Origin of the sequence: Actinoplanes palleronii, assembly GCF_016862315.1 — a bacterium.
Classification (GTDB): domain Bacteria; phylum Actinomycetota; class Actinomycetes; order Mycobacteriales; family Micromonosporaceae; genus Actinoplanes; species Actinoplanes palleronii.
In genome coordinates, this window is record NZ_BOMS01000041.1 from 63,745 (window position 1) to 87,316 (window position 23,572).

Below are 23,572 nucleotides of genomic sequence, written 5' to 3' on the forward strand. Positions count from 1 at the left end.
TAAGTACCAGTCCACAGGAGGACACCAGTGGCGAAGGCGAAGTTCGAGCGGACTAAGCCGCACGTCAACATCGGCACCATTGGTCACATCGACCACGGTAAGACGACGCTGACTGCGGCCATCACGAAGGTCCTGCACGACGAGTTCCCCGACCTGAACCCGTACACCCCGTTCGACGAGATCGACAAGGCGCCTGAAGAGAAGGCCCGTGGTATCACGATCTCGATCGCGCACGTCGAGTACCAGACCGCGTCGCGCCACTACGCGCACGTGGACTGCCCCGGCCACGCCGACTACATCAAGAACATGATCACCGGTGCCGCGCAGATGGACGGCGCGATCCTGGTCGTGGCCGCCACCGACGGCCCGATGCCGCAGACCAAGGAGCACGTGCTCCTGGCCCGCCAGGTCGGCGTTCCGTACATCGTCGTCGCCCTGAACAAGAGCGACATGGTCGAGGACGAGGAGCTCCTGGAGCTCGTCGAGCTCGAGGTCCGCGAGCTGCTCAGCACGTACGAGTTCCCGGGCGACGACCTGCCGGTCGTTCGCGTGTCGGCGCTCAAGGCGCTCGAGGGCGACCCGGAGTGGACCGCCAAGCTCCTCGAGCTGATGAACGCGGTCGACACCGCGATCCCGCAGCCCGAGCGTGACATCGAGAAGCCGTTCCTCATGCCGATCGAGGACGTCTTCACGATCACCGGTCGTGGCACCGTGGTGACCGGTCGGGCCGAGCGTGGCATCCTCAAGCCGAACGAGGAGGTCGAGATCGTGGGCATCCGCGAGAAGTCGACCAAGACCGTTTGCACCGGCATCGAGATGTTCCGCAAGCTGCTCGACGAGGCCCGCGCGGGCGAGAACGTCGGCCTGCTGCTTCGTGGCATCAAGCGCGAGGACGTCGAGCGCGGCATGGTCGTCGTGAAGCCCGGCAGCAGCACCCCGCACACCGACTTCGAGGGTCAGGTCTACATCCTCTCGAAGGAAGAGGGCGGCCGGCACACGCCGTTCTTCCAGAACTACCGCCCGCAGTTCTACTTCCGCACCACGGACGTCACCGGCGTCGTCACGCTGCCCGAGGGCACCGAGATGGTCATGCCGGGCGACTCCACCTCCATGGAGGTCAAGCTGATCCAGCCGATCGCCATGGAGCAGGGTCTGAAGTTCGCGATCCGTGAGGGTGGCCGCACCGTCGGCGCCGGCACGGTCACGAAGATCACTAAGTGATGACGGGTTGTCCGTGACCTACGTCGCGGACAACCCCTCATTGGTGACCCCGATTAGCAATGCTGGGTTCAATCCGGCATACTAGTCAGGTTGCGTCCGCGCGGGGTGGGTAGCTGGCTTCGTTCAGGTACCCACCCTCGCCGGGTGTCCGGGTGTGTTTTCGTTGCCACCTGGTACCCCAGATCCCCGTGATCGCGTCCGCCCCCAGCAAGATCGGGGGTGGAGGCTGGAAGCTGAATGCACAGCATTCTGCGACGAGGCGCGACACGCCCGACCGCGGGGGTCGGACAACGCAGGATCAACGGTCCTGCGGGCATGCGGAAGCCACCGCTTCTGCACGTAGCGGCATCGAGAGAAGGAAACAGAAGCCACCATGGCGGGACAGAAGATCCGCATCCGGCTCAAGGCCTATGACCACGAGGTCGTCGACTCCTCGGCGCGCAAGATCGTCGAGACGGTGACGCGTACGGGGGCGCAGGTCGCAGGCCCGGTGCCGCTGCCCACGGAGATCAACCGTTTCTGCGTGATCCGTTCGCCGCACAAGTACAAGGACTCGCGCGAGCACTTCGAGATGCGCACGCACAAGCGTCTGATCGACATCATCGACCCGACTCCGAAGACGGTCGACTCGCTTATGCGCCTCGACCTGCCGGCCGGGGTCGACATCGAGATCAAGCTGTAGGGACCGGACAATGGACAGGCAAGTTAAGGGGATCCTGGGCGCCAAGCTCGGCATGACCCAGGTCTGGGACAACAACAAGGTTGTCCCGGTAACCGTGGTGCAGGCCGGCCCTTGCGTCGTGACCCAGGTCCGCACCTCTGAAAAGGACGGCTACTCCGCGGTCCAGCTGGCGTACGGCGCGATTGACCCTCGTAAGGTCAACAAGCCGGAGAGCGGCCACTACGCGAAGGCGGGTGTGTCGCCGCGGCGCCACATCGTGGAGCTCCGCACCAGCGACGCCGGCGAGTACGAGCTCGGCCAGGAGATCTCCCTCGCGGAGTTCGGGGCCGGTACCTCGATCGACGTCACCGGTAAGACCAAGGGCAAGGGCTTTGCCGGCGTCATGAAGCGGCACGGCTTCCACGGTCTGCGGGCCAGCCACGGTGTCGAGCGCAAGCACCGCTCGCCCGGTTCGATCGGCGCCTGCGCGACCCCCGGTCGCGTCTTCAAGGGCGTCAAGATGGCCGGCCGCATGGGCGGCAAGCGCTTCACCGTGCAGAACCTCACGGTTCAGGCGGTCGACGCCGAGCGCAACCTGATCCTGGTCCGTGGCGCAGTGCCCGGTCCCAAGGGCGCGCTGATCCTGGTCCGTACCGCAGCCAAGAAGGGCGGTGCCAAGTGAGCTCGGTTGACGTGATCAACATTGAGGGCACCAAGACCGGTTCGGTCGAGCTGCCCGGGAACATCTTCGACGTTCAGGCGAACATCCCCCTGATGCACCAGGTCGTCGTGGCGCAGCTCGCCGCGGCGCGGCAGGGTACCGCCAAGGCGAAGACCCGCGGTGAGGTCGCCGGTGGCGGCAAGAAGCCGTACAAGCAGAAGGGCACCGGTCGCGCCCGTCAGGGCTCGATCCGCGCGCCGCAGTTCACCGGCGGTGGCGTCGTGCACGGCCCCGTGCCGCGCGACTACAGCCAGCGGACCCCGAAGAAGATGAAGGCCGCCGCTCTCCGTGGCGCCCTCTCGGACCGGGCCCGCGACGGCCGCGTGTTCGTCGTCGAGGCGTTCGTCAACGGCGACAAGCCGTCGACCAAGGGCGCGATCGCGACGCTGCGCAAGGTCGTGCAGACCAACAAGGTTCTCGTCGTTCTGGACAGCCAGGACGAGCTGAACTGGGTGTCGCTGCGCAACGAGCCTTCCGTGCACCTGATCGAAGCCGGCCAGCTGAACACGTACGACGTGCTGGTGGCCGACGAGATCGTCTTCACCAAGGTCGCGCTCGACGAGTTCCTGGGCGGCTCCGAGAAGTCCGAGGAGGGCGACAAGTGAGCACGATCGCCGACCCGCGCGACATCATTGTCGCTCCGGTGGTCTCCGAGAAGAGCTACAGCGTTCTCGATCAGAACTGGTACACGTTCCTCGTCCGCCCGGACGCGAACAAGACCGAGATCAAGATCGCGATCCAGCAGATCTTCGATGTCCGCGTGCTGACGGTTAACACCATCAACCGCCAGGGCAAGCGCAAGCGCACCAAGACGGGCTTCGGTCAGCGTAAAGCGACCAAGCGCGCCATGGTGAAGCTGGCTGACGGTGACCGCATCGAGGCCTTCGGCGGCCCGGTCAGCTAAGGGGTTGTAGACATGGCTATCCGTAAGTACAAGCCGACTACGCCGGGCCGCCGCGGCTCGAGCGTCGCCGACTTCGCTGAGATCACCCGGTCGACGCCGGAGAAGTCTCTGCTGGTTCCGCTGCCCAAAAAGGGTGGTCGCAACGTCCACGGCCGCATCACCACGCGGCACCAGGGCGGTGGCCACAAGCGGCAGTACCGGCTGATCGACTTCAAGCGCAACGACAAGGACGGCGTGCCGGCCAAGGTCGCTCACATCGAGTACGACCCGAACCGCACGTCCCGCATCGCACTGCTGCACTACGCCGACGGCGAGAAGCGCTACATCCTCGCGCCGAAGGACCTGAAGCAGGGCGACCGCATCGAGTCCGGTGTGGGCGCGGACATCAAGCCGGGGAACAACCTTCCTCTGCGCAACATCCCGGTCGGTACGACGATCCACGGTGTGGAGCTTCGTCCCGGCGGTGGCGCCAAGCTGGCCCGTTCGGCCGGCGTGGGTATCCAGCTGCTCGGCCGTGAGGGTGTTTACGCCACTCTGCGTATGCCGTCCGGTGAAATCCGGCGTGTCGACGTTCGTTGTCGCGCGACGGTCGGCGAGATCGGTAACGCCGAGCAGTCGAACATCAACTGGGGTAAGGCCGGCCGCATGCGCTGGAAGGGCAAGCGCCCGACCGTCCGTGGTGTCGCCATGAACCCTGTCGACCACCCGCACGGTGGTGGTGAGGGTAAGACCTCTGGTGGTCGTCACCCGGTCAACCCGGCTGGAAAGCCGGAGGGCCGTACCCGCCGCAAGGGCCAGGAGAGCGACAAGCTGATCGTTCGCCGCCGCTACGCCACCCGCAAGCGCGGGTAACGGGAGTTTAAAAGATGCCTCGCAGCCTGAAGAAGGGCCCGTTCGTCGACGACCACCTGCTCAAGAAGGTGGAAGTCCAGAACGAGAAGAACTCGAAGAACGTCATCAAGACCTGGTCGCGTCGATCGACGATCATTCCCGACATGCTCGGGCACACGATCGCCGTGCACGACGGCCGCAAGCACGTCCCGGTCTTCATCTCCGAAGCCATGGTCGGCCACAAGCTCGGCGAGTTCGCTCTGACCCGTACGTTCAAGGGTCACGAGAAGGACGACCGCAAGAGCCGTCGTCGCTAGTCAGTCCACGGATAAGAAAGGGGTTACAGCGATGCCAGTAAAGAATGACGCTCCGGCGCTTCCGGGCTCTCGCGCAGTTGCGAAGCACGTCCGCATGTCTGCGAGCAAGGCACGCCGTGTCGTCAACCTCGTCCGCGGTCTGCCCGCGAAGGAGGCTCTGACGGTCCTGCAGTTCGCGCCGCAGTCGGCGAGCGAGCAGGTCTACAAGGTGCTCGCGAGCGCTATCGCGAACGCGGAGAACAACGAGCGGCTCGACCCGGACGCACTCCTCGTGAGCGAGGCGTACGTCAACGAGGGTCCGACGCTCAAGCGGTTCCGTCCGCGGGCGCAGGGCCGGGCTTACCGGATCCGCAAGCGCACGTGTCACATCACTATCGCGGTCGAGGCGGTCCAGGTGGCCCGCCCGGCGAAGAAGGCTTCGGCGAAGAAGGCCAACAAGGCCGCAGAGCCGGCCGCCGCCGAGTCCCAGAGCACGGAGGGTGCCGAGTAATGGGTCAGAAGGTTCACCCCACCGGGTTCCGCCTCGGCATTTCCACCGACTGGAAGAGCCGCTGGTTCGCCGACAAGCTCTACAAGGACTACATCGGCGAGGATGTCAAGATCCGCCGCATGATGTCCAAGGGCCTCGAGCGCGCCGGCATCTCCAAGGTGGACATCGAGCGCACCCGTGACCGGGTTCGCGTCGACATCCACACCGCCCGGCCGGGCATTGTCATCGGCCGTAAGGGCGCGGAGGCCGACCGGATCCGTGGCGAGCTCGAGAAGCTCACCGGCAAGCAGGTCCAGCTGAACATCCTCGAGGTGAAGAACCCCGAGTCGGACGCTCAGCTCGTGGCGCAGGGCGTCGCCGAGCAGCTGTCCTCTCGGGTCAGCTTCCGTCGGGCGATGCGCAAGGCCATGCAGTCGGCCATGAAGAACCCGATCTGCAAGGGCATCCGCGTGCAGGTCTCCGGTCGCCTCGGCGGCGCGGAGATGAGCCGCACGGAGTTCTACCGTGAGGGTCGCGTTCCGCTGCACACGCTGCGGGCGAACATCGAGTACGGCTTCTTCGAGGCCCGTACCACGTTCGGCCGGATCGGTGTGAAGGTCTGGATCTACAAGGGCGACGCCGTACCGGGTCGCGAGGCCGTCGCTGAGGCGCCCGCGCGTCCGCGCCGTGACCGCGCCGACCGCCCCGAGCGTCCGCGCCGTGGCCGTTCCGGTTCGTCCGGCACGACTGCGGGCGGCACCGAGGCCGGCCGGGCCGCTCAGGCCGCGGCGACCGCCGATGACACCGCCGCGGCTCCGGCTGCGGCTGAAACGCAGCAGGAGGGCTGACCTGTGCTGATGCCCCGTAAGCCCCCGAAGGGCTTCCGTAAGCCCCACCACCCGGACCGCCACGGCGCGTCCAAGGGCGGTAACCGGGTCGTCTTCGGTGAGTTCGGTATCCAGGCTCTTGAGCCGGCGTACGTGACGAACCGGCAGATCGAGTCGGCGCGTATCGCGATGACCCGCCACATCAAGCGTGGCGGCAAGGTCTGGATCTCGATTTTCCCGGACCAGGCCCTGACGAAGAAGCCTGCCGAGACCCGCATGGGTTCCGGTAAGGGTTCTCCCGAGTGGTGGGTCGCGAACGTCAAGCCGGGACGCATTCTCTTCGAGATGTCCTTCCCGAACGAGACGGTCGCGCGCGAGGCGATGCGCCGCGCGATCCACAAGCTCCCGATGAAGTGCCGCATCGTGACGCGCGAAGTGGGTGAAAGCTAATGGCAGCGGGCGTTAAGGCAGCCGAGCTGCGCGAGAGCTCCGACGAGGAGCTGGTCGCGAAGCTGCGGGAGGCCAAGGCGGAGCTGTTCAATCTTCGTGTGCAGCGTGCGACCGGGCAGCTCGACAATCACCGTCGACTGCAGGTCGTCCGCAAGGACATTGCGAAGATCTACACGATCATGCGTGAACGTGAGCTTGGGCTCTCGGTCGCGCCGGATGAGGTGACGGCATGAGTGAGAACACCACCGCCGCTCCGCGCGCTCAGCGCAAGGTGCGTGAGGGTCTCGTGGTCAGCGACAAGATGGACAAGACTGTTGTCGTCGAGGTCGAGGACCGGGTCAAGCACGCCCTGTACGGCAAGGTCATCCGCCGTACGCGGAAGCTGAAGGTGCACGACGAGTCCAACTCGGCGGGTACCGGCGACCGGGTCTCGATCATGGAGACGCGTCCGCTCTCCGCCACCAAGCGGTGGCGGATCGTGGAGATCCTCGAAAAGGCCAAGTGAGTACGCTGGGCCGGCTGCGGCCGGCCCAGCGGACCATCGTTCCGCCAAGCTTCGGTACGTCACCGGAGAACTGGCAGACATAGGAGACAGACGTGATCCAGCAGGAGTCGCGACTGCGTGTCGCCGATAACACGGGTGCCCGGGAGATCCTGTGCATCCGCGTACTCGGTGGCTCCGGTCGCCGTTACGCGAGCATCGGCGACGTCATCGTGGCCACGGTCAAGGACGCCATTCCGGGTGCCGGTGTCAAGAAGGGCGACGTCGTCAAGGCTGTCGTCGTTCGCACCGCCAAGGAGCGTCGTCGTCCGGACGGCTCGTACATCCGCTTCGACGAGAACGCCGCCGTCATCATCAAGGACGGCGGGGACCCCCGCGGTACCCGCATCTTCGGCCCGGTCGGGCGCGAGCTGCGCGACAAGCGGTTCATGAAGATCATTAGCCTGGCGCCGGAGGTGCTCTGACCGTGAAGATCAAGAAGGGCGACACGGTCGTCGTCATCGCCGGCAAGGACAAGGGTGCCAAGGGTAAGGTCATTGCGGCCTTCCCGAGGCAGGACAAGGTCCTGGTCGAGGGCGTCAACCGAGTCAAGAAGCACGAACGCATCCGTACCAACCAGCGTGGTTCGAAGACCGGCGGCATTGTCACTCAGGAAGCCCCCGTGCACATCTCCAACGTGCAGGTGCTGGACGACCAGGGTAAGCCGACCCGCATCGGGTACCGGATCGACGATAACGGGACCAAGGTCCGGATCGCGCGTACGACCGGTAAGGAACTCTGATGACTGCCCCCACTGAGACCAAGACGCTGCCCCGCCTGCAGAGCAAGTACCGCACCGAGGTGGTGCCGGCGATCCGGGAGCAGTTCAAGTACGGCAACCCGATGCAGACCCCGGGCCTGGTCAAGGTCGTGGTCAACATGGGTGTCGGCGAGGCTGCCCGCGACGCCAAGCTCATCGACGGCGCGGTTCGCGATCTGACCACCATCACCGGTCAGAAGCCGCTGGTTCGCCGGGCGACCAAGTCGATCGCGCAGTTCAAGCTCCGTGAGGGCATGCCGATCGGCGCCAAGGTCACCCTGCGTGGCGACCGGATGTGGGAGTTCCTGGACCGCCTGCTGTCCATCGCGCTGCCGCGTATCCGCGACTTCCGCGGTCTCGACGGGCGCAAGCTGGACGGCCACGGCAACTACACGTTCGGCCTCACCGAGCAGTCGGTGTTCCACGAGATCGACCAGGACCGGATCGATCGCACGCGGGGCATGGACATCACGGTGGTCACCACCGCCACGACCGACGACGAGGGCCGGGCGCTGCTGAAGCTCCTGGGCTTCCCGTTCAAGGAGAACTGATATGGCTAAGAAGGCGCTGATCATCAAGGCGGCCGCGAAGCCCAAGTTCGCCGTGCGCGCCTACACCCGCTGCCAGAAGTGCGGTCGCCCGCACTCGGTCTACCGCAAGTTCGGTCTGTGCCGGGTTTGCGTGCGGGACATGGCTCACCGTGGTGAGCTGCCCGGCGTGTCCAAGGCCTCCTGGTAACACCCGACTTAGTAATACCGCTTCGCCGTAGGCCCGGGTCCCCCGGGAACCCCGGCGAGAAAGGTTGACGAATACCCATGACGATGACGGACCCGATCGCAGACATGCTGACGCGTCTGCGCAACGCCAACCAGGCGTACCACGACAAAGTGACGATGCCCTACTCGAAGATCAAGGCGAACATCGCCGAGGTCCTCAAGGCCGAGGGTTACATCGCGTCGTGGACGTCTGAGGAGCCCGAGGAGGGCGCGGTCGGCAAGCGTCTGGTCGTTGAGCTCAAGTACGGCCAGAACCGCGAGCGCAGCCTCGCCGGCATCAAGCGCGTCTCGAAGCCGGGCCTGCGTGTATACGCCAAGTCCGACGAGCTGCCCCGCGTGCTCGGTGGTCTCGGTGTCGCGATCATTTCGACGTCCCAGGGACTGCTGACCGACAAGCAGGCCCGCAAGCGGAGCGTTGGCGGGGAAGTCCTCGCCTTCGTCTGGTAACTGGAGACTTAGACATGTCGCGAATCGGACGTAAGTCGATCCCGGTCCCGGCCGGCGTCGACGTCACCATCACGGGGCAGACCGTCAAGGTCAAGGGCCCCAAGGGCGAACTGTCGCACACCGTCGCGGAGCCGATCACGGTTTCTCAGGACGGCGGCGAGCTGGTCGTCAACCGCCCCAACGACGAGCGCAAGGCCAAGGAGCTGCACGGTCTTTCGCGCACTCTGGTCGCCAACATGATCGTGGGCGTGACCGAGGGTTACAAGAAGACCCTCGAGATCAACGGCACCGGTTACCGTGTCACCGCCAAGGGCAAGGACCTGGAGTTCGCTCTGGGCTTCTCGCACCCGGTGAACATCGTGCCGCCGACGGGGATCACGTTCTCGGTCGAGAGGCCCACCCAGTTCACTGTGGCGGGCATCGACAAGCAGCTTGTCGGCGAGGTCGCCGCCAACATCCGGAAGATCCGCCCGCCGGAGCCCTACAAGGGCAAGGGCGTCAAGTACCAGGGCGAGGTCATCCGCCGCAAGGCTGGAAAGGCAGGTAAGAAGTGACCGCCACGCTGCTCAAGCGCCGCAATGGCGGCGGTGTCGCCTCACGGCGCGCCGTTGGCAAGGCGCGTCGTCACTTCCGGGTCCGCAAGAACGTGGCCGGTACGGCCGAGCGTCCCCGCCTGGTCGTCACCCGGTCCTCGCGGCACATCACCGCGCAGATCATCGACGACCTCAAGGGTCACACGCTCGCTTCGGCCTCGACCCTCGACACCTCGATCCGGGGCACCGAGGGCGACAAGAGCGCGCTGGCCGGCAAGGTTGGCACGCTCCTCGGCGAGCGCGCCAAGGCCGCGGGTATTTCCAAGGTCGTCTTCGACCGCGGTGGCAACAAGTACGCGGGGCGTATCGCCGCGCTTGCCGGTGCCGCTCGCGAAGCCGGACTCGAGTTCTAGGAGGGATTGACCAATGCCTGGTCAGCAGCGCCGTGGCGGCGGGTCCGGCGGTAGCACCGAAGGTGGCGGCCGCCGCGACAACCGTCGTGAGGGCGGTCGCGGCAACGCGCCCGTCGAGAAGACCCCTCACCTCGAGCGGGTCGTCGCGATCAACCGTGTCGCCAAGGTCGTCAAGGGTGGTCGTCGCTTCAGCTTCACCGCCCTGGTGATCGTCGGCGACGGTGACGGCACCGTCGGTGTCGGTTACGGAAAGGCCAAGGAGGTGCCCGCGGCGATCGCCAAGGGCGTCGAAGAGGCCAAGAAGCACTTCTTCAAGGTCCCGCGGATCGGTGCGACCATTCCGCACCCGATCACGGGTGAGGCTGCCGCAGGTGTCGTCCTGCTCAAGCCGGCGTCCGCTGGTACCGGTGTTATCGCCGGTGGCCCGGTGCGTGCCGTGCTGGAGTGCGCGGGCATCCACGACATCCTGTCGAAGAGCCTCGGCTCCTCGAACCCGATCAACATCGTGCACGCCACGGTGGCCGCTCTGAAGGGCCTCGAGTCCCCGGAGCAGGTCGCGGCTCGTCGTAGCCTGCCGGTGGAGGACGTGGCGCCGGCGGCCATGCTGGCGTCGCGTGCGGAAGCGGCGGTGCGCTGATGGCCCGCCTGAAGGTCACCCAGATCCGGTCCGAGATCGGCCGTAAGCAGAACCAGCGGGACTCCCTGCGGTCGCTCGGCCTCAAGCGGATCAACGATGTGGTGGTCAAGGAGGACCGTCCCGAGATTCGGGGCATGATCTTCGCCGTGAACCACCTCGTCACTGTCGAGGAGGTCGAGTAATGGCGATCAAGGTCCACCACCTGCGCCCGGCGCCCGGTGCCAAGACTGCGAAGACCCGTGTGGGTCGCGGTGAAGGCTCCAAGGGCAAGACCGCCGGTCGCGGCACCAAGGGCACCGGAGCCCGCAAGAACACCCCGGCGTCGTTCGAGGGTGGGCAGATGCCCATCCACATGCGTCTGCCGAAGATGAAGGGCCTCCGGAACAAGCCGCGCAACAAGGTTGTTTTCCAGGTCGTGAACCTGGACCGCCTTGCTGAGCTGTTCCCGAACGGCGGCGAGATCGGCCCGGCCGAGCTCGTCGAGTCCGGCGCGGTTCGCAAGAACCTCCCGGTCAAGGTCCTCGGCTCGGGTGAGCTGAACGGCGTGTCGCTGACCATCAAGGCGCACGCGTTCAGTGACTCCGCCAAGGAGAAGATCGCTGCTGCTGGTGGTTCCGCCACTCAGCTGTGAGGCTTGTGGGGGTGCTCGTCCGGACTTCGTGTTCGGCGAGCATCCCCTTGTGGCGTCTGACCTGCACTTCTGTGATTGCTCGTAACGCACCGCCGCACTGACGGCTACCGTGGCTGACCACGGCGGCTCAAGACTGTTAGAGTCCGTTCCCAGCTAGGGATATCGGTCATCCGGACCGATGCCTTCCCCCCGATCCGCCATTCGGCGGTGACCTCGCGCAGGAGGAAGAAGTTGCTCTCCGCCTTTTCGAGTGCGTTGCGGACGCCTGACCTGCGCAAGAAGTTGTTGTTCACGGTGGCGATCATTGCGCTCTACCGGCTCGGCGCTACCTTGCCCAGCCCAGGCGTCTCGTACACCAATGTGCAGGCTTGCCTCAAGATCACCGAGCAGTCGGGCAACCAGGTTCTGAACCTGCTGAACCTGTTCTCCGGTGGTGCTCTGCTCCAGCTCTCGATTTTCGCGCTCGGCATCATGCCGTACATCACCGCGTCGATCATCCTGCAGCTGCTCACCGTGGTCATCCCGCGGCTCGAGCAGCTCCGCAAGGAAGGTCAGTCCGGTCAGGCGAAGATCACCCAGTACACCCGCTACCTGACCCTCGGCCTGGCGATCCTGCAGTCCTCGGCGTTCGTCGCCCTGGCTCGGACCGGCCAGCTGTTCGGCGGTCTGTGCGACCAGGACAACCCGTCCTACCAGATCATCCCGGAGAACACCGGCATCCCGATCTGGCTCACTCTTACCGTTCTGGTCATGACGATGACCGCCGGCACCGGCGTGGTCATGTGGCTCGGCGAGCTGGTCACCGACCGCGGCGTCGGCAACGGCATGTCCGTCCTGATCTTCACCTCGATCGCCGCTCGCCTCCCCGGCGAGGGCTGGACGATCAAGCAGACCGCCGGCACCGGCAAGTTCCTCCTGGTGATCGCGCTGGTCCTGGTGATCATCGGCCTGGTGGTCTTCATCGAGCAGGCGCAGCGTCGCATCCCAGTGCAGTACGCGAAGCGCATGATCGGCCGGCGGATGTACGGCGGTACCTCGACCTACATCCCGCTGAAGGTGAACCAGGCGGGTGTCGTCCCGGTCATCTTCGCGTCGTCGCTGCTCTACCTGCCGCAGCTGTACTTGCAGTTCTTCGACTCGAACAATCTGACGAACTACCAGATCTGGATCCAGAACTGGCTCGCGAGTCCGACCAGCTGGCTGTACATCACGGTGTACTTCCTGATGATCATCTTCTTCACGTACTTCTACGTGTCGATCACGTTCAACCCGACTGAGGTCGCGGAGAACATGAAGAAGTACGGTGGTTTCGTGCCGGGTATTCGCCCGGGCAAGCCGACCGCCGACTACCTGGACTTCATCCTCAGCCGGATCACCCTGCCGGGCGCGTTGTACCTGGGCCTGATCTCGGTTCTGCCGAACTTCTTCTTCATCTGGCTGGACCAGAAGCAGTACCAGAACTTCCCCTTCGGCGGCACCGCGGTGCTGATCATGGTGGGTGTGGGTCTGGAGACGGTCAAGCAGATCGAGAGCCAGCTCATGCAGCGGAACTACGAAGGGTTCCTCCGGTAGTGGGCACGCGGGGCCGGGGGGCTCTGGCGTCGACGGTAGGCGTGGCTTCTTGCGACCGAAGCGAGGCGATGTAGGTGCGGCTGGTGTTGGTGGGCCCTCCGGGGGCCGGCAAGGGGACCCAGGCTGAGTTCATCGCCGCCCATCTCGCCGTACCGAAGATCTCCACCGGCGACATCTTCCGGGCGAACGTGTCGCAGGGGACCCCGCTCGGGGTTGAGGCCAAGCGGTACATGGACGCCGGGCAGCTGGTGCCGGACGAGGTGACCATCAACATGGTCCGTGACCGGCTCGCCGAGCCGGACGCGGGCGACGGGTTCCTGCTGGACGGGTTCCCGCGCACGGTGCCGCAGGCGAACGCGCTGGACAAGCTGCTCGCGGACCTCGGCACCGCGCTGGACCTCGTGATGGAACTCGTCGTCGACGACGACGAGGTGGTCCGGCGGCTCTCCGGCCGTCGGACCTGCCGCGGCTGCGGCAAGATCTGGCATGTCGAGTTCGACCCGACGAGCAAAGAGAACATCTGCGACCGCTGTGGCGCGGAGCTGTTCCAACGGGACGACGACAAGGCCGAAACCATCGCTAACCGGCTGGTGGAGTACGCGGACAAGACCGCGCCACTGGTCGACTACTACGGCGCCCAGGGCAAGCTGGTGGGCATCGACGCGACCGGGCCGGTCGAAGACGTCACGGTGCGCGCAATAGACGCCCTGCGGTCCTACGGGGGCTAAGAGATGCGACGTCAGGAGCTGGACATTCAGCTGAAGACGCCGGAACAGATCGTGAAGATGCGGGCCGCCGGTCTGGTGGTCTTCGCCGCGCTGGAAGCGATGCGGGACGCTGTCGCGCCCGGTGTCTCGACCGCCGATCTGGACGCGGTCGCGGAGAAGGTGATCCGCGACGCGGGTGCCGTCCCGTCGTTCAAGGGCTATCACGGGTTCCCGGCCTCGATCTGTGCCTCGGTCAACGAGCAGGTCGTGCACGGGATCCCGGGCGCCGAGCAGGTGCTGGTCGAGGGCGACCTGGTCTCGCTGGACTGCGGCGCGGTCCTGGACGGCTGGCACGGCGACTCGGCGATCACCGTCGGGGTCGGCGCCACCGACCCGGCGCTGCTGAAGATGGCCGAGGTCGCCGAGGACGCCATGTGGGCCGGGATCGCGGCAGCGGCCCGGGGCGTGGCGAACGGCCGGGGCCGGCTCACCGACATCTCGTTCAACATCGAGAAGGTGGTCCGCAAGGGCGGCCGGTACGGGATCGTCGACGGGTACGGCGGCCACGGCATCGGCACCGAGATGCACCAGGAACCGCACGTGCTCAACCACGGCAAGCCGGGCCGCGGCCCGCGGATCACCGCGGGCATGGCACTGGCCATCGAACCGATGATCACGATGGGTTCGCCGCGGACCGTGGAGCTCTCCGACGGCTGGACCGTGGTGACCCGGGACGGTTCCCGCGCCGCGCACGTTGAGCACACCATGGCGCTCCTGGACGACGGGGTGTGGGTCACCACCGCCCCGGACGGCGGCCGGGCCCGCCTGGGCGATCTGGTGACCGCTCGCCAGCCCTGAGAATCGGCCTGGTCCACCCGCGCGGCACCCGATCGCGCAGAATCCACTGCGGAGCCCGGACGACTGCCGTCTGGGCTCCCGAGCGCTCGCCTGGCATGCTGTGACCCATGGGTCGCGAGGGGATGCGCGCCGGCGATGCTGATCGCCAGCGTATTGCGGATCAGTTGAAGTCCGCGCTCGATGAGGGCCGGCTCGATCTCAACGAGTACGACGAACGGGTCCAGCGTGCCTACTCCGCACGGACCTACGGGGATCTCGATGGACTTCTCGACGATCTCCCGGGCACCGTGGGAGTCCAGCACTCACAGGTCCAGCCGCACAGCCCGGCGCCGCAGCCGGCTGCGGCGGTGGCCAAGGGTGAGACGGACCACGGCGGCCGGCACACCTTCACGAGCGCGCTGACCGCGTTTCTGATCTGCACGGTGATCTGGGCGATCTCGTCGTTCAGCTCCGGGCACGCCTACTACTTCTGGCCGGCCTGGGTGCTGATACCGGTGATTATCACCGGTGTGGGTGCACTCACCGACCGGGGCCGGCGCAGTCGCTGAGGCCGATCTGACACGCCCGACCCCGGGTAGCGGAGCCTGCGTTTGGTGTCCCAGGTGGGGGCGCGTAGACTGGCTTGCTGGCGCGCAGCGTCCTCTCCTTCATGTCCTCAGCGCTTCGAGGACCGAGGGAAGCCGCGGCTGGTCCGAGCCCTCTCAGGCTCGGGTATGACGTTGCAAGCCTGCCCCAGAACCCGATGTACAGGTAGCGGAGGACATGCCTAAGAAAGACGGAGCCATCGAGATCGAAGGCCGAGTGATCGAGCCTCTGCCGAACGCTATGTTCCGCGTTGAGCTCGCTAACGGTCACAAGGTCCTGGCACACATCTCCGGGAAGATGCGCCAGCACTACATCCGCATCCTTCCCGAGGACAGGGTCGTCGTCGAACTCTCGCCGTATGACCTGACCCGTGGGCGAATCGTCTACCGCTACAAGTAAGCGGGTCACGGGGATTCCACATCCCGTCTGACTGAGAGTTAAGGCAAACCGTGAAGGTCAAGCCGAGCGTCAAGCGGATCTGCAACAACTGCCGGATCATCCGGCGGCACGGCCGGGTCATGGTGATTTGCAGCACCGACCCGCGCCACAAGCAGCGTCAGGGCTGAGTCCAGCCTTTCTGCGCAGGATCCGCACCACAGAACGAGCTCGTCCCGGTCGTGACGTCATCCCGATGACGGAGCGGCCACACCCCCGGTCGGAGGCCGGGGCCCGCCGGGGCAGGCGGGATGGGATGGGCACAGACCTCCGAGAGACATCTGAGGAGCACGCCCAGAAATGGCACGTCTCGTCGGCGTCGATCTCCCCCGCGAAAAGCGAATGGAGATCGCGCTCACCTACGTCTTCGGCATCGGGCGTACCCGATCCGTCGAAGCATTGACCGCTACGGCGATCGACCTGAACAAGCGCGCCAAGGACCTCACGGAAGAGGAGCTTCTCAAGCTCCGCGAATACATTGAGGCCAACTTCAAGGTTGAGGGCGACCTGCGCCGCGAGGTCGCCGCGGACATCCGCCGCAAGGTTGAGATCGGCTGCTACGCCGGCATCCGCCACCGCAAGGGCCTGCCCGTGCGAGGACAGCGGACCCGGACCAACGCTCGTACCCGTAAGGGTCCGAAGCGGACGGTCGCCGGTAAGAAGAAGCCCGGTCGGAAGTAATAGGAGCGCACTGACTTATGCCACCGAAGGCACGCGCAGGGGCCGCAGTCAAAAAGGTCCGGCGCAAGGAACGCAAGAACGTCGCCCACGGGCAGGCGCACATCAAGAGCACCTTCAACAACACCATCGTGTCGATCACCGACCCGACCGGTGCGGTCATCTCCTGGGCCTCGTCCGGCCAGGTGGGCTTCAAGGGCTCCCGCAAGTCGACTCCGTTCGCCGCTCAGCTCGCCGCCGAGGCTGCTGCGCGTCGGGCCATGGAGCACGGCATGCGCAAGGTCGACGTGTTCGTCAAGGGCCCCGGTTCCGGCCGGGAGACCGCCATCCGTTCGCTGCAGGCCGCGGGCCTCGAGGTCGGTCAGATCTCCGACGTCACGCCGCAGCCCCACAACGGTTGCCGTCCGCCCAAGCGTCGTCGGGTCTAAGGGAGAGATCGAAGCATGGCTCGTTATACAGGGGCGGACTGCAAGCGCTGCCGCCGCGAGAAAATGAAGCTGTTCCTCAAGGGCAGCAAGTGCGACGGGCCGAAGTGCCCGTTCGAGTCGCGTCCCTTCCCGCCCGGCCAGCACGGCCGTGGACGGACCAAGGAGACCGAGTACCTGCTCCAGCACCGTGAGAAGCAGAAGGCGCGTCGCGTCTACGGCATTCTCGAGAAGCAGTTCCGCGGTTACTACGAGGAGGCTGTCACCAAGCCCGGCAAGACCGGTGAGGTGCTGCTGCAGATCCTCGAGTCGCGGCTCGACAACGTCGTCTACCGGGCTGGCTACGCCTCGTCCCGGGACGCTGCCCGCCAGGTGGTCAAGCACGGCCACTTCCTGGTGAACGGCGTCAAGGTCGACATCCCGTCGTACCGGGTGAAGGAGCACGACATCGTCACGCTCCGCGAGAAGTCGAAGGAAATGACCCCCTTCGTCGTCGCGCAGGCCCAGGCCGGTTCCCGGCCGGTGCCGGCGTGGCTCGAGCCCATCCCGGCGGAGATGAAGATCCTCGTTCACACGCTCCCGGCCCGCGCTGTCATCGACACGCAGGTGCAAGAGCAGCTGATCGTCGAGCTCTACTCCAAGTAACAAAGCTGCCCGGCGCTTTTTTCAAGCGCCGGGCACATCAGACGGCCATCAAATAGCGGTTGGCCTGACAGAAAGAAGTACAGCGTGCTCATCAGCCAGCGGCCGACTCTCTCTGAGGAGTCGATCAGCGAGACCCGTTCCCGGTTCACCATCGAACCGTTGGAGCCGGGCTTCGGCTACACCCTCGGTAACTCGCTGCGGCGGACCCTGCTGTCGTCCATCCCGGGCGCGGCGGTCACCAGCATCAAGATCGACGGCGTGCTGCACGAGTTCACCACGATCCCCGGTGTCAAGGAGGACGTGGTCGAGCTGGTCATGAACGTCAAGGAACTGACCGTCAGCTCAGAGCACGACGAGCCGGTCAGCATGTACCTGCGCAAGCAGGGCCCGGGCGACGTGACCGCCGGCGACATCCAGCCGCCGGCCGGTGTCTCGGTGCACAACCCGGATCTGAAGCTGGCGACGCTGAACAGCAAGGGCCGGCTCGACATGGAGCTGACCGTGGAGCGTGGCCGTGGCTACGTCACCGCGGCCCAGAACAAGAGCGCGGGCGCCGAGATCGGCCGGATTCCGGTCGACTCGATCTACTCGCCGGTGCTCAAGGTCACGTACCGCGTCGAGGCGACCCGTGTCGAGCAGCGCACCGACTTCGACCGTCTGATCATCGACGTCGAGTCGAAGGCGTCCATCTCGCCGCGGACCGCGCTGGCTTCGGCCGGCTCGACCCTCGTCGAGCTCTTCGGCCTGTGCCGTGAGCTGGACGAGACCGCCGAGGGCATCGACATCGGCCCGTCGCCGCAGGACGCGCAGCTCGCTGCCGACCTGGCGCTGCCGATCGAGGAGCTGGACCTCACCGTCCGGTCGTACAACTGCCTCAAGCGCGAGGGCATCAATAGCGTGGGCGAGTTGATAGGGCGTACGGAGGCTGACCTTCTGGACATCCGGAACTTCGGCCAGAAGTCGATCGACGAGGTCAAGATGAAGCTCGCCGGAATGGGCCTGGGCCTGAAGGACAGCGCGCCCTCCTTCGACCCGGCGCACGTCGTGGACTCGTTCGGCGACGTGGACTACGACACCGACGACTACCGCGAGACCGAGCAGCTGTAAAGCTCGGTTGCGCCATCTTTTCAAGGAGCATCTGAAATGCCCACGCCCACCAAGGGTGCCCGCCTCGGCGGCAGCCCGGCCCACGAGAAGCTCATCCTGGCGAACCTGGCCACCGAGCTCTTCCGGCACGGGAAGATCAAGACCACCGAGACGAAGGCCAAGCGGCTGCGTCCGCTGGCCGAGCAGCTCATCACGAAGGCCAAGCGCGGTGACCTGCACGCCCGTCGCCGGGTTCTGGGCATCGTGAAGGACAAGGACGTCGTGTACGCCCTGTTCGAGCAGATCGCTCCGCGGTACGCGGGTCGTCCCGGTGGCTACACCCGGATCACCAAGACCGGTCCCCGCAAGGGCGACAACGCTCCGATGGCCGTCATCGAGCTGGTCGAGGAGGCTCAGGTCGCGGCCACCACCGCGCCGGCCGCCAAGGCCGCCGCTCGTAAGGCCACCGCGCAGCAGGACAAGCTCGAGGCCCTGGCTCCCGAGGAGACCGCCCCCGAGGCGGTCGCCGACGACCAGGACGCCGAGGCTCCGGTCAGCGCTTCCGGTGACAAGAGCGAGACCAAGGAAGACGCCAAGGACGACGACGCCAAGGCGTGATTTTTCTGGAACGGCCCGGCACCCGATGGGTGCCGGGCTTTTCCTTTGGCTGCGGTTAGAGGAGCGCGCTGCGGGATGACCGACACCATCCGCCTACGACTCGAGATTTCGTACGACGGCGCCGCGTTCGCCGGGTGGGCCGTCCAGCCCGGCCAGCGGACGGTGGCCGGGGTGCTGGCCGAGGCGCTGCACCGGATCCTCGGCGACCCGGGGGCTGAGACGCCGCTGGGCCTGACCGTGGCCGGGCGTACCGACGCCGGGGTGCACGCCACCGGCCAGGTCTGCCACGTCGACCTGCCGGCCGCCCGGTACGCGGAGCTGGCCGGGTCGCTGCTGCGCCGGCTGGGTGGGCTGATGCCCGGCGACGCCCGGGTCAAGGCGATCATCCCGGTCCCCGACACGTTCGACGCCCGCTTCTCCGCGACGTTCCGCCGGTACGAGTACCGGGTCTGTGACGACCCCTGGGGCCCGGACCCGCTCCGCCGTCACGACACCCTGGGCTGGCCGCGCCCGCTCGACCTGGACCGGCTGAACGCCGCCGCGATCGGGCTGCTCGGCGAGCACGACTTCGCCGCGTACTGCAAGCGCAAGGAGCACGCCACCACGATCCGGGCGATCAACCAGCTGGACTGGCGGCGCGACCCGGACCGGACCCTGGTGGCCACGGTGCAGGCCGACGCGTTCTGCCAAGCCATGGTGCGCAGCCTGGTCGGCGCGATGATCGCGGTCGGTGAGGGCCGCCGCGGGCCGGAGTGGCCGGCGACGCTGCTCACCCTGCGGGAACGCTCCAACCAGGTGACCGTGGCCGGCGCGCACGGCCTGACCCTGGTCGCGGTCGGCTACCCCGCCGCCGACGAGTACGCGTCCCGCGCCGACGCCACCCGGCGGCTACGAGCCTGACGCGCGGCGGGCCAGGACCAGGTCGCTCAGGTAGTCGTCGAGCAGGTTGCTGGTGATCTGCCCGAGCAGTGGCTCGCCGCTCGGCACCGGCTCACCGGCCGGCCCGGTGATCACGCAGTACAGCAGGTAGTGGCCGCGGGCCCGCCAGCCGACCGGGGTGCCGGACGGTATCTGCGCGCCGGTCATCGCGGTGAAGCTGCCGTCACCCGTCTCGACCAGGGCGCGGACCCGGTCGGCGACCGCGTTCGCGCTCTGCGTGTCGGCGAGGTTCAGCACCCCGGCGGTGACCAGGTACCCGCTGTCCGGCACGGCGAGGGTGGCCCGGACCGCCTGCGAACATCCGTACCCGGAAAGCTCGGACCGCAAGGCGCCGGTGACAGCGACCGTGCAATCGGTCTCGGCCACCGCCTTCTCCACCTGGTAGCCGGCGGCGCCGGCCGGAAACGTCTCGGCGACGGTGAGCGGACTCGGATCGGCGGCCCGGGACGCGATGGTCCGGTCGGTGGCCGCGGCCGGATCACGGCCTTCGTCGGAGACGATCAGGAAGCCGAGCATCACGCAGATGCCCAGCACGATCAGGGCGGCCAGGCCGCGGGTCAGCAGGTGCATTGTCGCGTGGGGCTCGCGCCAGGCGTGCCGCCGCGGGCGGACCAGAAGCCGTGTGTGCACCCGGGGCCGCGCGGGCTGCCGGTGCTGACCGGCGGGGGGCCGGGGAGCCTGGCGGACGAGCCACGTGCGGAACAGGACCAGGGGGTGGACCAGGAGCGTCAAGTCGGGGGCCGAGGTGGCGCGATGAGCGGAGCGGTTCGGGGTGGCGTACCGCATGGGTGACAAGCTAGATGCGGACGTCGATCTATGAACGCACAGCGTGTCCGGCACCCGGCGGTTGCTCGTCCGTTATGACGCGGGAGACTGGTCGGGTGACCGCCGAGCATTACTTCAGCACCGATCCGGACACCCCGCTGCGCCGGAAAGACATCGAGTTCAGCGTGGCCGGCCGGGACTACCGGCTCGCCGTCGCCAACGGGGTGTTCTCCGCCGGGCGACTGGACCCGGGCACCGCGGTGCTGCTCCGCAAGGCCGGCCTGCCCGGCCCGGAGACCGAGGGCACCCTGCTCGACCTGGGCTGCGGATACGGCCCGATCGCCTGCGTGCTCGCCGCCGAGGCGCCGCTGACCACGGTCCACGCGATCGACGTCAACTCCCGGGCCCGCGAGCTGACCGTGGAGAACGCCGCCACCCTCGGCCTGGCCGCCCGGATCCGGGTGCACGCGCCGGACGAGGTGCCGGCCGACGTGGTGTTCGACCAGATCTGGAGCAACCCGCCCACCCACGTCGGCAAGACCGAGCTGCGCGCGCTGATGGCCCGCTGGCTGCCCCGGCTGGCGCCGGACGGCGTGGCCTGGCTGGTGATCAACCGGAACCTCGGTGGTGACTCGCTGCACACCTGGCTGACCGAGTTGGACTGGCAGGTCGAGCGGATCGCCAGCCAGAAGGGCTTCCGCGTGCTGAGGGTTACCAGAAAACCCGCTGCCGTCTGAGGCTCTGACCGGGCAGGATGCCGGGCATGGGTTACGTGGATGTCGCCGGTGCCGGTTTTGTGCTGCCGGACGGCCGGGAGCTGTTCGCCGACGTGTCGTTCCGAGTCGGCGAGGGCGCCAAGGTCGCGCTGGTCGGTCCGAACGGTGCGGGTAAGACCACGCTGATGCGGATGGTGGCCGGGGACATCCCGATGCAGTCCGGCACCGTCGCGCGGGTCGGCGGGCTGGGCGTGATGCGCCAGTTCATCGGCATGATCGGCGACGACCGCACGCTGGAGGACCTGGCGCTGTCGCTGGTCGCCCCGCCGCTGCGCGACGCGGGCTCGACGTTGGCCGGCGCCACGGCCGCGCTGGACGAGACCGAGAAGAGCCAGATCGCGTACGCGAACGCGCTGGCCACCTGGGGCGAAGTCGGCGGGTACGACGCCGAGGTGGTCTTCGACACGGTCGCGGTCGCCATCCTCGGCAAGTCCTGGGAAGAGACCAAGGACCGGGTGGTCCGCACCCTCTCCGGCGGTGAGCAGAAACGGTTCGCCCTGGACCTGCTGCTGCGCGGCAACGACGAGGTGCTGCTGCTCGACGAGCCGGACAACTTCCTCGACGTGCCGGCCAAGCGCTGGCTGGAGCAACGGATCCGGGAGTCCAGCAAGGCGATCCTGTTCGTCTCGCACGACCGGGAGTTGCTCGCGCAGACCGCCGACCGGGTGGTCGCGGTCGAGGGCGGCGGGGCGTGGACCCATCCGGGCAACTTCGCGTCCTGGCACGAGGCCCGGATGAACCGGCACGAGCGGATGGAAGAGCTGCGCCGCCGCTGGGACGAGGAGCACGAGAAGATCCGCGAGCTGGTCTTCATGCTGAAGAACAAGGCGGCGTACAACGACGGCCTGGCGTCGCGCTATCAGGCGGCACAGACCCGGCTGCGCAAGTTCGAGGAGGCCGGCCCGCCGCCGCTGCCGCCCAAGGAGCAGTCGGTACGGATGAACCTGCGCGGCGGCCGCACCGGCAAGCGCTCGGTGATCTGCCAGCAGGTCGAGCTGGAGAACCTGACGTTCCCGTTCGACCTGGAGATCTGGTACGGCGACCGGGTCGCGGTGCTCGGCGCGAACGGTTCCGGCAAGTCGCACTTCCTGCGGCTGCTCGCGGCCGGCGGCACCGAACCCGACCTGGAACACCAGCCGGTCGACGGCGCGCCGCTGGCCCACGTCAAGCACAACGGGGTGGCGCGACTCGGTGCGCGGGTCCGGCCCGGTCACTTCTCGCAGACCCACGACCGGCCCGAGCTGGTCGAGAAGACGCTGATCGAGATCCTCTGGCGGGGTGACGAGCACCGCTCCGGTGTGGACCGGGCCGGCGCCATGAAGGCGCTCAGCCGGTACGAGCTGGGCGCGCAGGGCGACCAGCGGTTCGGCACCCTCTCCGGTGGACAGCAGGCCCGGTTCCTGGTGCTGCTGCTGGAGCTGTCCGGTGCGACGTTGTTGCTGCTCGACGAGCCGACCGACAACCTGGACCTGGCGTCGGCGGAGGCTCTGGAGGAGGGTTTGAAGGCGTTCGACGGGACCGTGATAGCTGTCACCCACGACCGCTGGTTCACCAGGTCCTTCGATCGTTTCGTGCTGTTCAGAGCGGACAACGAGGTGGTCGAGGTGCCGGAACCCGTCTGGGATGTGCGCTAGCCAACTCCATCACGGACCGGTTATGGTCCGGTTACAAGAAACCCACGGGAGTCCGGGCACCGGGCTGAGAGGGAGGCTGAAGCGGCCTCCGACCGTAGAACCTGATCCGGGTAATGCCGGCGCAGGGAGGAGTGCGTCGTGGACGCTTTGTTGGGATCTAGGCAAGCATTCCCCAGGTTGCATGTCATCACCGACTCGATCGACGTTGTGCGCGGGGTGGCCCAGCCGGGTGTCGCCGTGCAGATCCGGGTCAAGACCACCGACGCGCAGGCTTATGCGCTGGCCCTCGAAGCGATCCCGATCTGCCGGGCGGCGGGCGCGATGTGCCTGGTCAACGACCGGATCGGGGTGGCGCTCGCGGCCGGTGCGGACGGCGTGCACGTGGGCGCCGACGACCTGCCCGTCGACGTGGTGCGCCGGTTGCTCGGGCCGGATCTGGTGGTCGGGGCGACCTGTCGTACCCCGGAGGCGGCACGGGCCGCGGTCGCGAGTGGCGCGACGTACCTCGGGGTGGGTCCGGCCTTTGAGACCTCCACAAAAGACGGCCTGCCACCGCCCCTCGGCCCGGACCGGATAGCGGTCGTGGCCGCCGCCGTCCCGGGCGTGCCGGTGCTGGCGATCGGCGGCATCACCCTGGAGCGGGCGGGGCTGCTGGCCAAGCACGCGCACGGGATCGCGGCCGTCTCCGCCTTCGCCGTCGACCCGCGCGG

The 23,572-nt window shown here is 67.1% G+C and carries 38 protein-coding genes and 1 riboswitch; of the genes, 37 read left to right on the plus strand and 1 reads right to left on the minus strand.

Features of this window, described 5'->3' with window-relative positions; genetic code table 11:
* Positions 1-27 precede the first annotated feature (27 nt).
* The 34 genes from tuf (at position 28) to truA (ending at position 19,648) form a co-directional block, all read left to right on the plus strand.
* On the plus strand, positions 28-1,221 hold the full coding sequence (tuf, locus tag Apa02nite_RS14585; RefSeq protein ID WP_067696106.1) for an elongation factor Tu: 1,194 nt from the start codon (positions 28-30) through the stop codon (positions 1,219-1,221).
* A gap of 373 nt (positions 1,222-1,594) precedes the next feature.
* Positions 1,595-1,903, plus strand: a complete 309-nt coding sequence (rpsJ, locus tag Apa02nite_RS14590) for a 30S ribosomal protein S10 (RefSeq protein WP_007073037.1) — start codon at positions 1,595-1,597, stop codon at positions 1,901-1,903.
* A 10-nt stretch (positions 1,904-1,913) separates the two neighbouring features.
* Positions 1,914-2,564, plus strand: coding sequence for a 50S ribosomal protein L3 (gene rplC / locus Apa02nite_RS14595; protein WP_203825447.1), 651 nt, complete (start codon positions 1,914-1,916; stop codon positions 2,562-2,564).
* Positions 2,561-3,208, plus strand: a complete 648-nt coding sequence (rplD, locus tag Apa02nite_RS14600; protein ID WP_203825448.1) for a 50S ribosomal protein L4 — start codon at positions 2,561-2,563, stop codon at positions 3,206-3,208. The genes rplC and rplD overlap by 4 nt, the downstream gene beginning before the upstream one ends.
* Entirely contained in the window at positions 3,205-3,507 is a 303-nt protein-coding gene (gene rplW, locus Apa02nite_RS14605; protein ID WP_067696114.1) for a 50S ribosomal protein L23, read from the plus strand. Before rplD ends, rplW begins: the two co-directional genes overlap by 4 nt.
* Positions 3,508-3,519: 12 nt before the next feature.
* Positions 3,520-4,359, plus strand: coding sequence for a 50S ribosomal protein L2 (gene rplB / locus Apa02nite_RS14610; protein WP_067696117.1), 840 nt, complete (start codon positions 3,520-3,522; stop codon positions 4,357-4,359).
* A 14-nt stretch (positions 4,360-4,373) separates the two neighbouring features.
* Positions 4,374-4,655, plus strand: a complete 282-nt coding sequence (rpsS, locus tag Apa02nite_RS14615; RefSeq protein WP_067696121.1) for a 30S ribosomal protein S19 — start codon at positions 4,374-4,376, stop codon at positions 4,653-4,655.
* 31 nt (positions 4,656-4,686) lie between these two features.
* Positions 4,687-5,145 (plus strand): 50S ribosomal protein L22, encoded by a 459-nt coding sequence (gene rplV, locus Apa02nite_RS14620; RefSeq protein ID WP_067696124.1) that lies wholly within the window; start codon positions 4,687-4,689, stop codon positions 5,143-5,145.
* Positions 5,145-5,972: a 30S ribosomal protein S3 gene (gene rpsC / locus Apa02nite_RS14625; protein WP_067696127.1), complete on the plus strand. Its 828-nt coding sequence runs from the start codon at positions 5,145-5,147 to the stop codon at positions 5,970-5,972. Before rplV ends, rpsC begins: the two co-directional genes overlap by 1 nt.
* A 3-nt stretch (positions 5,973-5,975) precedes the next feature.
* Entirely contained in the window at positions 5,976-6,401 is a 426-nt protein-coding gene (gene rplP, locus Apa02nite_RS14630; protein WP_014687763.1) for a 50S ribosomal protein L16, read from the plus strand.
* Positions 6,401-6,634 (plus strand): 50S ribosomal protein L29, encoded by a 234-nt coding sequence (gene rpmC, locus Apa02nite_RS14635; protein ID WP_067696129.1) that lies wholly within the window; start codon positions 6,401-6,403, stop codon positions 6,632-6,634. The genes rplP and rpmC overlap by 1 nt, the downstream gene beginning before the upstream one ends.
* On the plus strand, positions 6,631-6,906 hold the full coding sequence (rpsQ, locus tag Apa02nite_RS14640; RefSeq protein WP_067696132.1) for a 30S ribosomal protein S17: 276 nt from the start codon (positions 6,631-6,633) through the stop codon (positions 6,904-6,906). Before rpmC ends, rpsQ begins: the two co-directional genes overlap by 4 nt.
* A gap of 92 nt (positions 6,907-6,998) precedes the next feature.
* On the plus strand, positions 6,999-7,367 hold the full coding sequence (gene rplN / locus Apa02nite_RS14645; RefSeq protein ID WP_007465279.1) for a 50S ribosomal protein L14: 369 nt from the start codon (positions 6,999-7,001) through the stop codon (positions 7,365-7,367).
* On the plus strand, positions 7,364-7,684 hold the full coding sequence (rplX, locus tag Apa02nite_RS14650) for a 50S ribosomal protein L24 (RefSeq protein WP_157441595.1): 321 nt from the start codon (positions 7,364-7,366) through the stop codon (positions 7,682-7,684). The genes rplN and rplX overlap by 4 nt, the downstream gene beginning before the upstream one ends.
* Entirely contained in the window at positions 7,684-8,253 is a 570-nt protein-coding gene (gene rplE / locus Apa02nite_RS14655; RefSeq protein WP_067696137.1) for a 50S ribosomal protein L5, read from the plus strand. The genes rplX and rplE overlap by 1 nt, the downstream gene beginning before the upstream one ends.
* Before the next feature lies 1 nt (position 8,254).
* A complete protein-coding gene (locus tag Apa02nite_RS14660; protein ID WP_014440734.1) occupies positions 8,255-8,440 on the plus strand; it encodes a type Z 30S ribosomal protein S14 in 186 nt (61 codons plus the stop codon).
* A gap of 77 nt (positions 8,441-8,517) precedes the next feature.
* Positions 8,518-8,925: a 30S ribosomal protein S8 gene (gene rpsH, locus Apa02nite_RS14665; protein WP_014440735.1), complete on the plus strand. Its 408-nt coding sequence runs from the start codon at positions 8,518-8,520 to the stop codon at positions 8,923-8,925.
* 14 nt (positions 8,926-8,939) lie between these two features.
* Complete coding sequence (gene rplF, locus Apa02nite_RS14670) at positions 8,940-9,479, plus strand: 50S ribosomal protein L6 (RefSeq protein WP_067696140.1); 540 nt, start codon at positions 8,940-8,942, stop codon at positions 9,477-9,479.
* Positions 9,476-9,871 (plus strand): 50S ribosomal protein L18, encoded by a 396-nt coding sequence (gene rplR / locus Apa02nite_RS14675; RefSeq protein ID WP_067696143.1) that lies wholly within the window; start codon positions 9,476-9,478, stop codon positions 9,869-9,871. The genes rplF and rplR overlap by 4 nt, the downstream gene beginning before the upstream one ends.
* A 13-nt stretch (positions 9,872-9,884) precedes the next feature.
* Positions 9,885-10,508, plus strand: coding sequence for a 30S ribosomal protein S5 (gene rpsE / locus Apa02nite_RS14680; protein WP_067696146.1), 624 nt, complete (start codon positions 9,885-9,887; stop codon positions 10,506-10,508).
* Positions 10,508-10,690, plus strand: a complete 183-nt coding sequence (rpmD, locus tag Apa02nite_RS14685) for a 50S ribosomal protein L30 (RefSeq protein ID WP_014687772.1) — start codon at positions 10,508-10,510, stop codon at positions 10,688-10,690. The genes rpsE and rpmD overlap by 1 nt, the downstream gene beginning before the upstream one ends.
* Positions 10,690-11,139 (plus strand): 50S ribosomal protein L15, encoded by a 450-nt coding sequence (gene rplO, locus Apa02nite_RS14690; protein ID WP_203825449.1) that lies wholly within the window; start codon positions 10,690-10,692, stop codon positions 11,137-11,139. Before rpmD ends, rplO begins: the two co-directional genes overlap by 1 nt.
* Positions 11,140-11,370: 231 nt before the next feature.
* Positions 11,371-12,711 carry a preprotein translocase subunit SecY gene (gene secY, locus Apa02nite_RS14695; protein ID WP_067696152.1) on the plus strand — a complete coding sequence of 447 codons (1,341 nt, stop codon included), beginning with the start codon at positions 11,371-11,373 and terminating at the stop codon, positions 12,709-12,711.
* A 74-nt stretch (positions 12,712-12,785) separates the two neighbouring features.
* On the plus strand, positions 12,786-13,439 hold the full coding sequence (locus tag Apa02nite_RS14700) for an adenylate kinase (protein WP_067696155.1): 654 nt from the start codon (positions 12,786-12,788) through the stop codon (positions 13,437-13,439).
* 3 nt (positions 13,440-13,442) lie between these two features.
* On the plus strand, positions 13,443-14,276 hold the full coding sequence (gene map, locus Apa02nite_RS14705) for a type I methionyl aminopeptidase (protein WP_067696160.1): 834 nt from the start codon (positions 13,443-13,445) through the stop codon (positions 14,274-14,276).
* 107 nt (positions 14,277-14,383) lie between these two features.
* Positions 14,384-14,824: a DUF1707 SHOCT-like domain-containing protein gene (locus Apa02nite_RS14710; RefSeq protein WP_232344324.1), complete on the plus strand. Its 441-nt coding sequence runs from the start codon at positions 14,384-14,386 to the stop codon at positions 14,822-14,824.
* A 214-nt stretch (positions 14,825-15,038) separates the two neighbouring features.
* The gene (gene infA / locus Apa02nite_RS14715) at positions 15,039-15,260 is read left to right on the plus strand and encodes a translation initiation factor IF-1 (RefSeq protein WP_007073013.1); all 222 of its coding nucleotides are present in this window, start codon (positions 15,039-15,041) and stop codon (positions 15,258-15,260) included.
* 50 nt (positions 15,261-15,310) lie between these two features.
* On the plus strand, positions 15,311-15,427 hold the full coding sequence (rpmJ, locus tag Apa02nite_RS14720) for a 50S ribosomal protein L36 (protein ID WP_014687778.1): 117 nt from the start codon (positions 15,311-15,313) through the stop codon (positions 15,425-15,427).
* Positions 15,428-15,596: 169 nt separating this feature from the next.
* Entirely contained in the window at positions 15,597-15,977 is a 381-nt protein-coding gene (rpsM, locus tag Apa02nite_RS14725; RefSeq protein ID WP_067696164.1) for a 30S ribosomal protein S13, read from the plus strand.
* A 17-nt stretch (positions 15,978-15,994) separates the two neighbouring features.
* Positions 15,995-16,402, plus strand: a complete 408-nt coding sequence (gene rpsK, locus Apa02nite_RS14730) for a 30S ribosomal protein S11 (RefSeq protein ID WP_014440747.1) — start codon at positions 15,995-15,997, stop codon at positions 16,400-16,402.
* 15 nt (positions 16,403-16,417) lie between these two features.
* Positions 16,418-17,044 carry a 30S ribosomal protein S4 gene (gene rpsD, locus Apa02nite_RS14735; protein ID WP_067696167.1) on the plus strand — a complete coding sequence of 209 codons (627 nt, stop codon included), beginning with the start codon at positions 16,418-16,420 and terminating at the stop codon, positions 17,042-17,044.
* A gap of 84 nt (positions 17,045-17,128) precedes the next feature.
* Positions 17,129-18,151, plus strand: coding sequence for a DNA-directed RNA polymerase subunit alpha (locus tag Apa02nite_RS14740; RefSeq protein ID WP_067696170.1), 1,023 nt, complete (start codon positions 17,129-17,131; stop codon positions 18,149-18,151).
* A 36-nt stretch (positions 18,152-18,187) separates the two neighbouring features.
* Complete coding sequence (rplQ, locus tag Apa02nite_RS14745) at positions 18,188-18,748, plus strand: 50S ribosomal protein L17 (protein WP_067696173.1); 561 nt, start codon at positions 18,188-18,190, stop codon at positions 18,746-18,748.
* 75 nt (positions 18,749-18,823) lie between these two features.
* Positions 18,824-19,648: a tRNA pseudouridine(38-40) synthase TruA gene (truA, locus tag Apa02nite_RS14750; protein WP_203825450.1), complete on the plus strand. Its 825-nt coding sequence runs from the start codon at positions 18,824-18,826 to the stop codon at positions 19,646-19,648.
* On the opposite strand, the gene Apa02nite_RS14755 is transcribed toward truA, so the two are convergent.
* Positions 19,637-20,473, minus strand: coding sequence for a hypothetical protein (locus Apa02nite_RS14755; RefSeq protein ID WP_203825451.1), 837 nt, complete (start codon positions 20,471-20,473; stop codon positions 19,637-19,639). The genes truA and Apa02nite_RS14755 overlap by 12 nt on opposite strands.
* A 95-nt stretch (positions 20,474-20,568) precedes the next feature.
* Between Apa02nite_RS14755 and Apa02nite_RS14760 the strand changes: the two genes are divergently transcribed.
* The 3 genes from Apa02nite_RS14760 to Apa02nite_RS14770 all read left to right on the plus strand — a co-directional run.
* The gene (locus tag Apa02nite_RS14760; protein ID WP_203825452.1) at positions 20,569-21,189 is read left to right on the plus strand and encodes a class I SAM-dependent methyltransferase; all 621 of its coding nucleotides are present in this window, start codon (positions 20,569-20,571) and stop codon (positions 21,187-21,189) included.
* Between the two features lie 26 nt (positions 21,190-21,215).
* Entirely contained in the window at positions 21,216-22,862 is a 1,647-nt protein-coding gene (locus Apa02nite_RS14765) for an ABC-F family ATP-binding cassette domain-containing protein (protein ID WP_203825453.1), read from the plus strand.
* 34 nt (positions 22,863-22,896) lie between these two features.
* A riboswitch (TPP riboswitch) is annotated at positions 22,897-23,007 on the plus strand.
* Between the two features lie 32 nt (positions 23,008-23,039).
* Positions 23,040-23,572 (plus strand): thiamine phosphate synthase (locus Apa02nite_RS14770; protein WP_239164319.1); only part of this gene is annotated, 533 nt, incomplete at its 3' end.

Coding starts and splice junctions, on each gene's coding strand:
- rpsJ (WP_007073037.1), top strand. CDS start 1,595: ATGGCGGGACAGAAGATCCGCATCCGGCTCAAGGCCTATGACCACGAG.
- rplC (WP_203825447.1), top strand. CDS start 1,914: ATGGACAGGCAAGTTAAGGGGATCCTGGGCGCCAAGCTCGGCATGACC.
- rplB (WP_067696117.1), top strand. CDS start 3,520: ATGGCTATCCGTAAGTACAAGCCGACTACGCCGGGCCGCCGCGGCTCG.
- rpsS (WP_067696121.1), top strand. CDS start 4,374: ATGCCTCGCAGCCTGAAGAAGGGCCCGTTCGTCGACGACCACCTGCTC.
- rplV (WP_067696124.1), top strand. CDS start 4,687: ATGCCAGTAAAGAATGACGCTCCGGCGCTTCCGGGCTCTCGCGCAGTT.
- rpsC (WP_067696127.1), top strand. CDS start 5,145: ATGGGTCAGAAGGTTCACCCCACCGGGTTCCGCCTCGGCATTTCCACC.
- rpmC (WP_067696129.1), top strand. CDS start 6,401: ATGGCAGCGGGCGTTAAGGCAGCCGAGCTGCGCGAGAGCTCCGACGAG.
- rpsQ (WP_067696132.1), top strand. CDS start 6,631: ATGAGTGAGAACACCACCGCCGCTCCGCGCGCTCAGCGCAAGGTGCGT.
- rplE (WP_067696137.1), top strand. CDS start 7,684: ATGACTGCCCCCACTGAGACCAAGACGCTGCCCCGCCTGCAGAGCAAG.
- Apa02nite_RS14660 (WP_014440734.1), top strand. CDS start 8,255: ATGGCTAAGAAGGCGCTGATCATCAAGGCGGCCGCGAAGCCCAAGTTC.
- rpsH (WP_014440735.1), top strand. CDS start 8,518: ATGACGATGACGGACCCGATCGCAGACATGCTGACGCGTCTGCGCAAC.
- rplF (WP_067696140.1), top strand. CDS start 8,940: ATGTCGCGAATCGGACGTAAGTCGATCCCGGTCCCGGCCGGCGTCGAC.
- rpsE (WP_067696146.1), top strand. CDS start 9,885: ATGCCTGGTCAGCAGCGCCGTGGCGGCGGGTCCGGCGGTAGCACCGAA.
- rpmD (WP_014687772.1), top strand. CDS start 10,508: ATGGCCCGCCTGAAGGTCACCCAGATCCGGTCCGAGATCGGCCGTAAG.
- rplO (WP_203825449.1), top strand. CDS start 10,690: ATGGCGATCAAGGTCCACCACCTGCGCCCGGCGCCCGGTGCCAAGACT.
- map (WP_067696160.1), top strand. CDS start 13,443: ATGCGACGTCAGGAGCTGGACATTCAGCTGAAGACGCCGGAACAGATC.
- Apa02nite_RS14710 (WP_232344324.1), top strand. CDS start 14,384: ATGGGTCGCGAGGGGATGCGCGCCGGCGATGCTGATCGCCAGCGTATT.
- infA (WP_007073013.1), top strand. CDS start 15,039: ATGCCTAAGAAAGACGGAGCCATCGAGATCGAAGGCCGAGTGATCGAG.
- rpsM (WP_067696164.1), top strand. CDS start 15,597: ATGGCACGTCTCGTCGGCGTCGATCTCCCCCGCGAAAAGCGAATGGAG.
- rpsK (WP_014440747.1), top strand. CDS start 15,995: ATGCCACCGAAGGCACGCGCAGGGGCCGCAGTCAAAAAGGTCCGGCGC.
- rpsD (WP_067696167.1), top strand. CDS start 16,418: ATGGCTCGTTATACAGGGGCGGACTGCAAGCGCTGCCGCCGCGAGAAA.
- rplQ (WP_067696173.1), top strand. CDS start 18,188: ATGCCCACGCCCACCAAGGGTGCCCGCCTCGGCGGCAGCCCGGCCCAC.
- truA (WP_203825450.1), top strand. CDS start 18,824: ATGACCGACACCATCCGCCTACGACTCGAGATTTCGTACGACGGCGCC.
- Apa02nite_RS14755 (WP_203825451.1), bottom strand. CDS start 20,473: ATGCGGTACGCCACCCCGAACCGCTCCGCTCATCGCGCCACCTCGGCC.
- Apa02nite_RS14765 (WP_203825453.1), top strand. CDS start 21,216: ATGGGTTACGTGGATGTCGCCGGTGCCGGTTTTGTGCTGCCGGACGGC.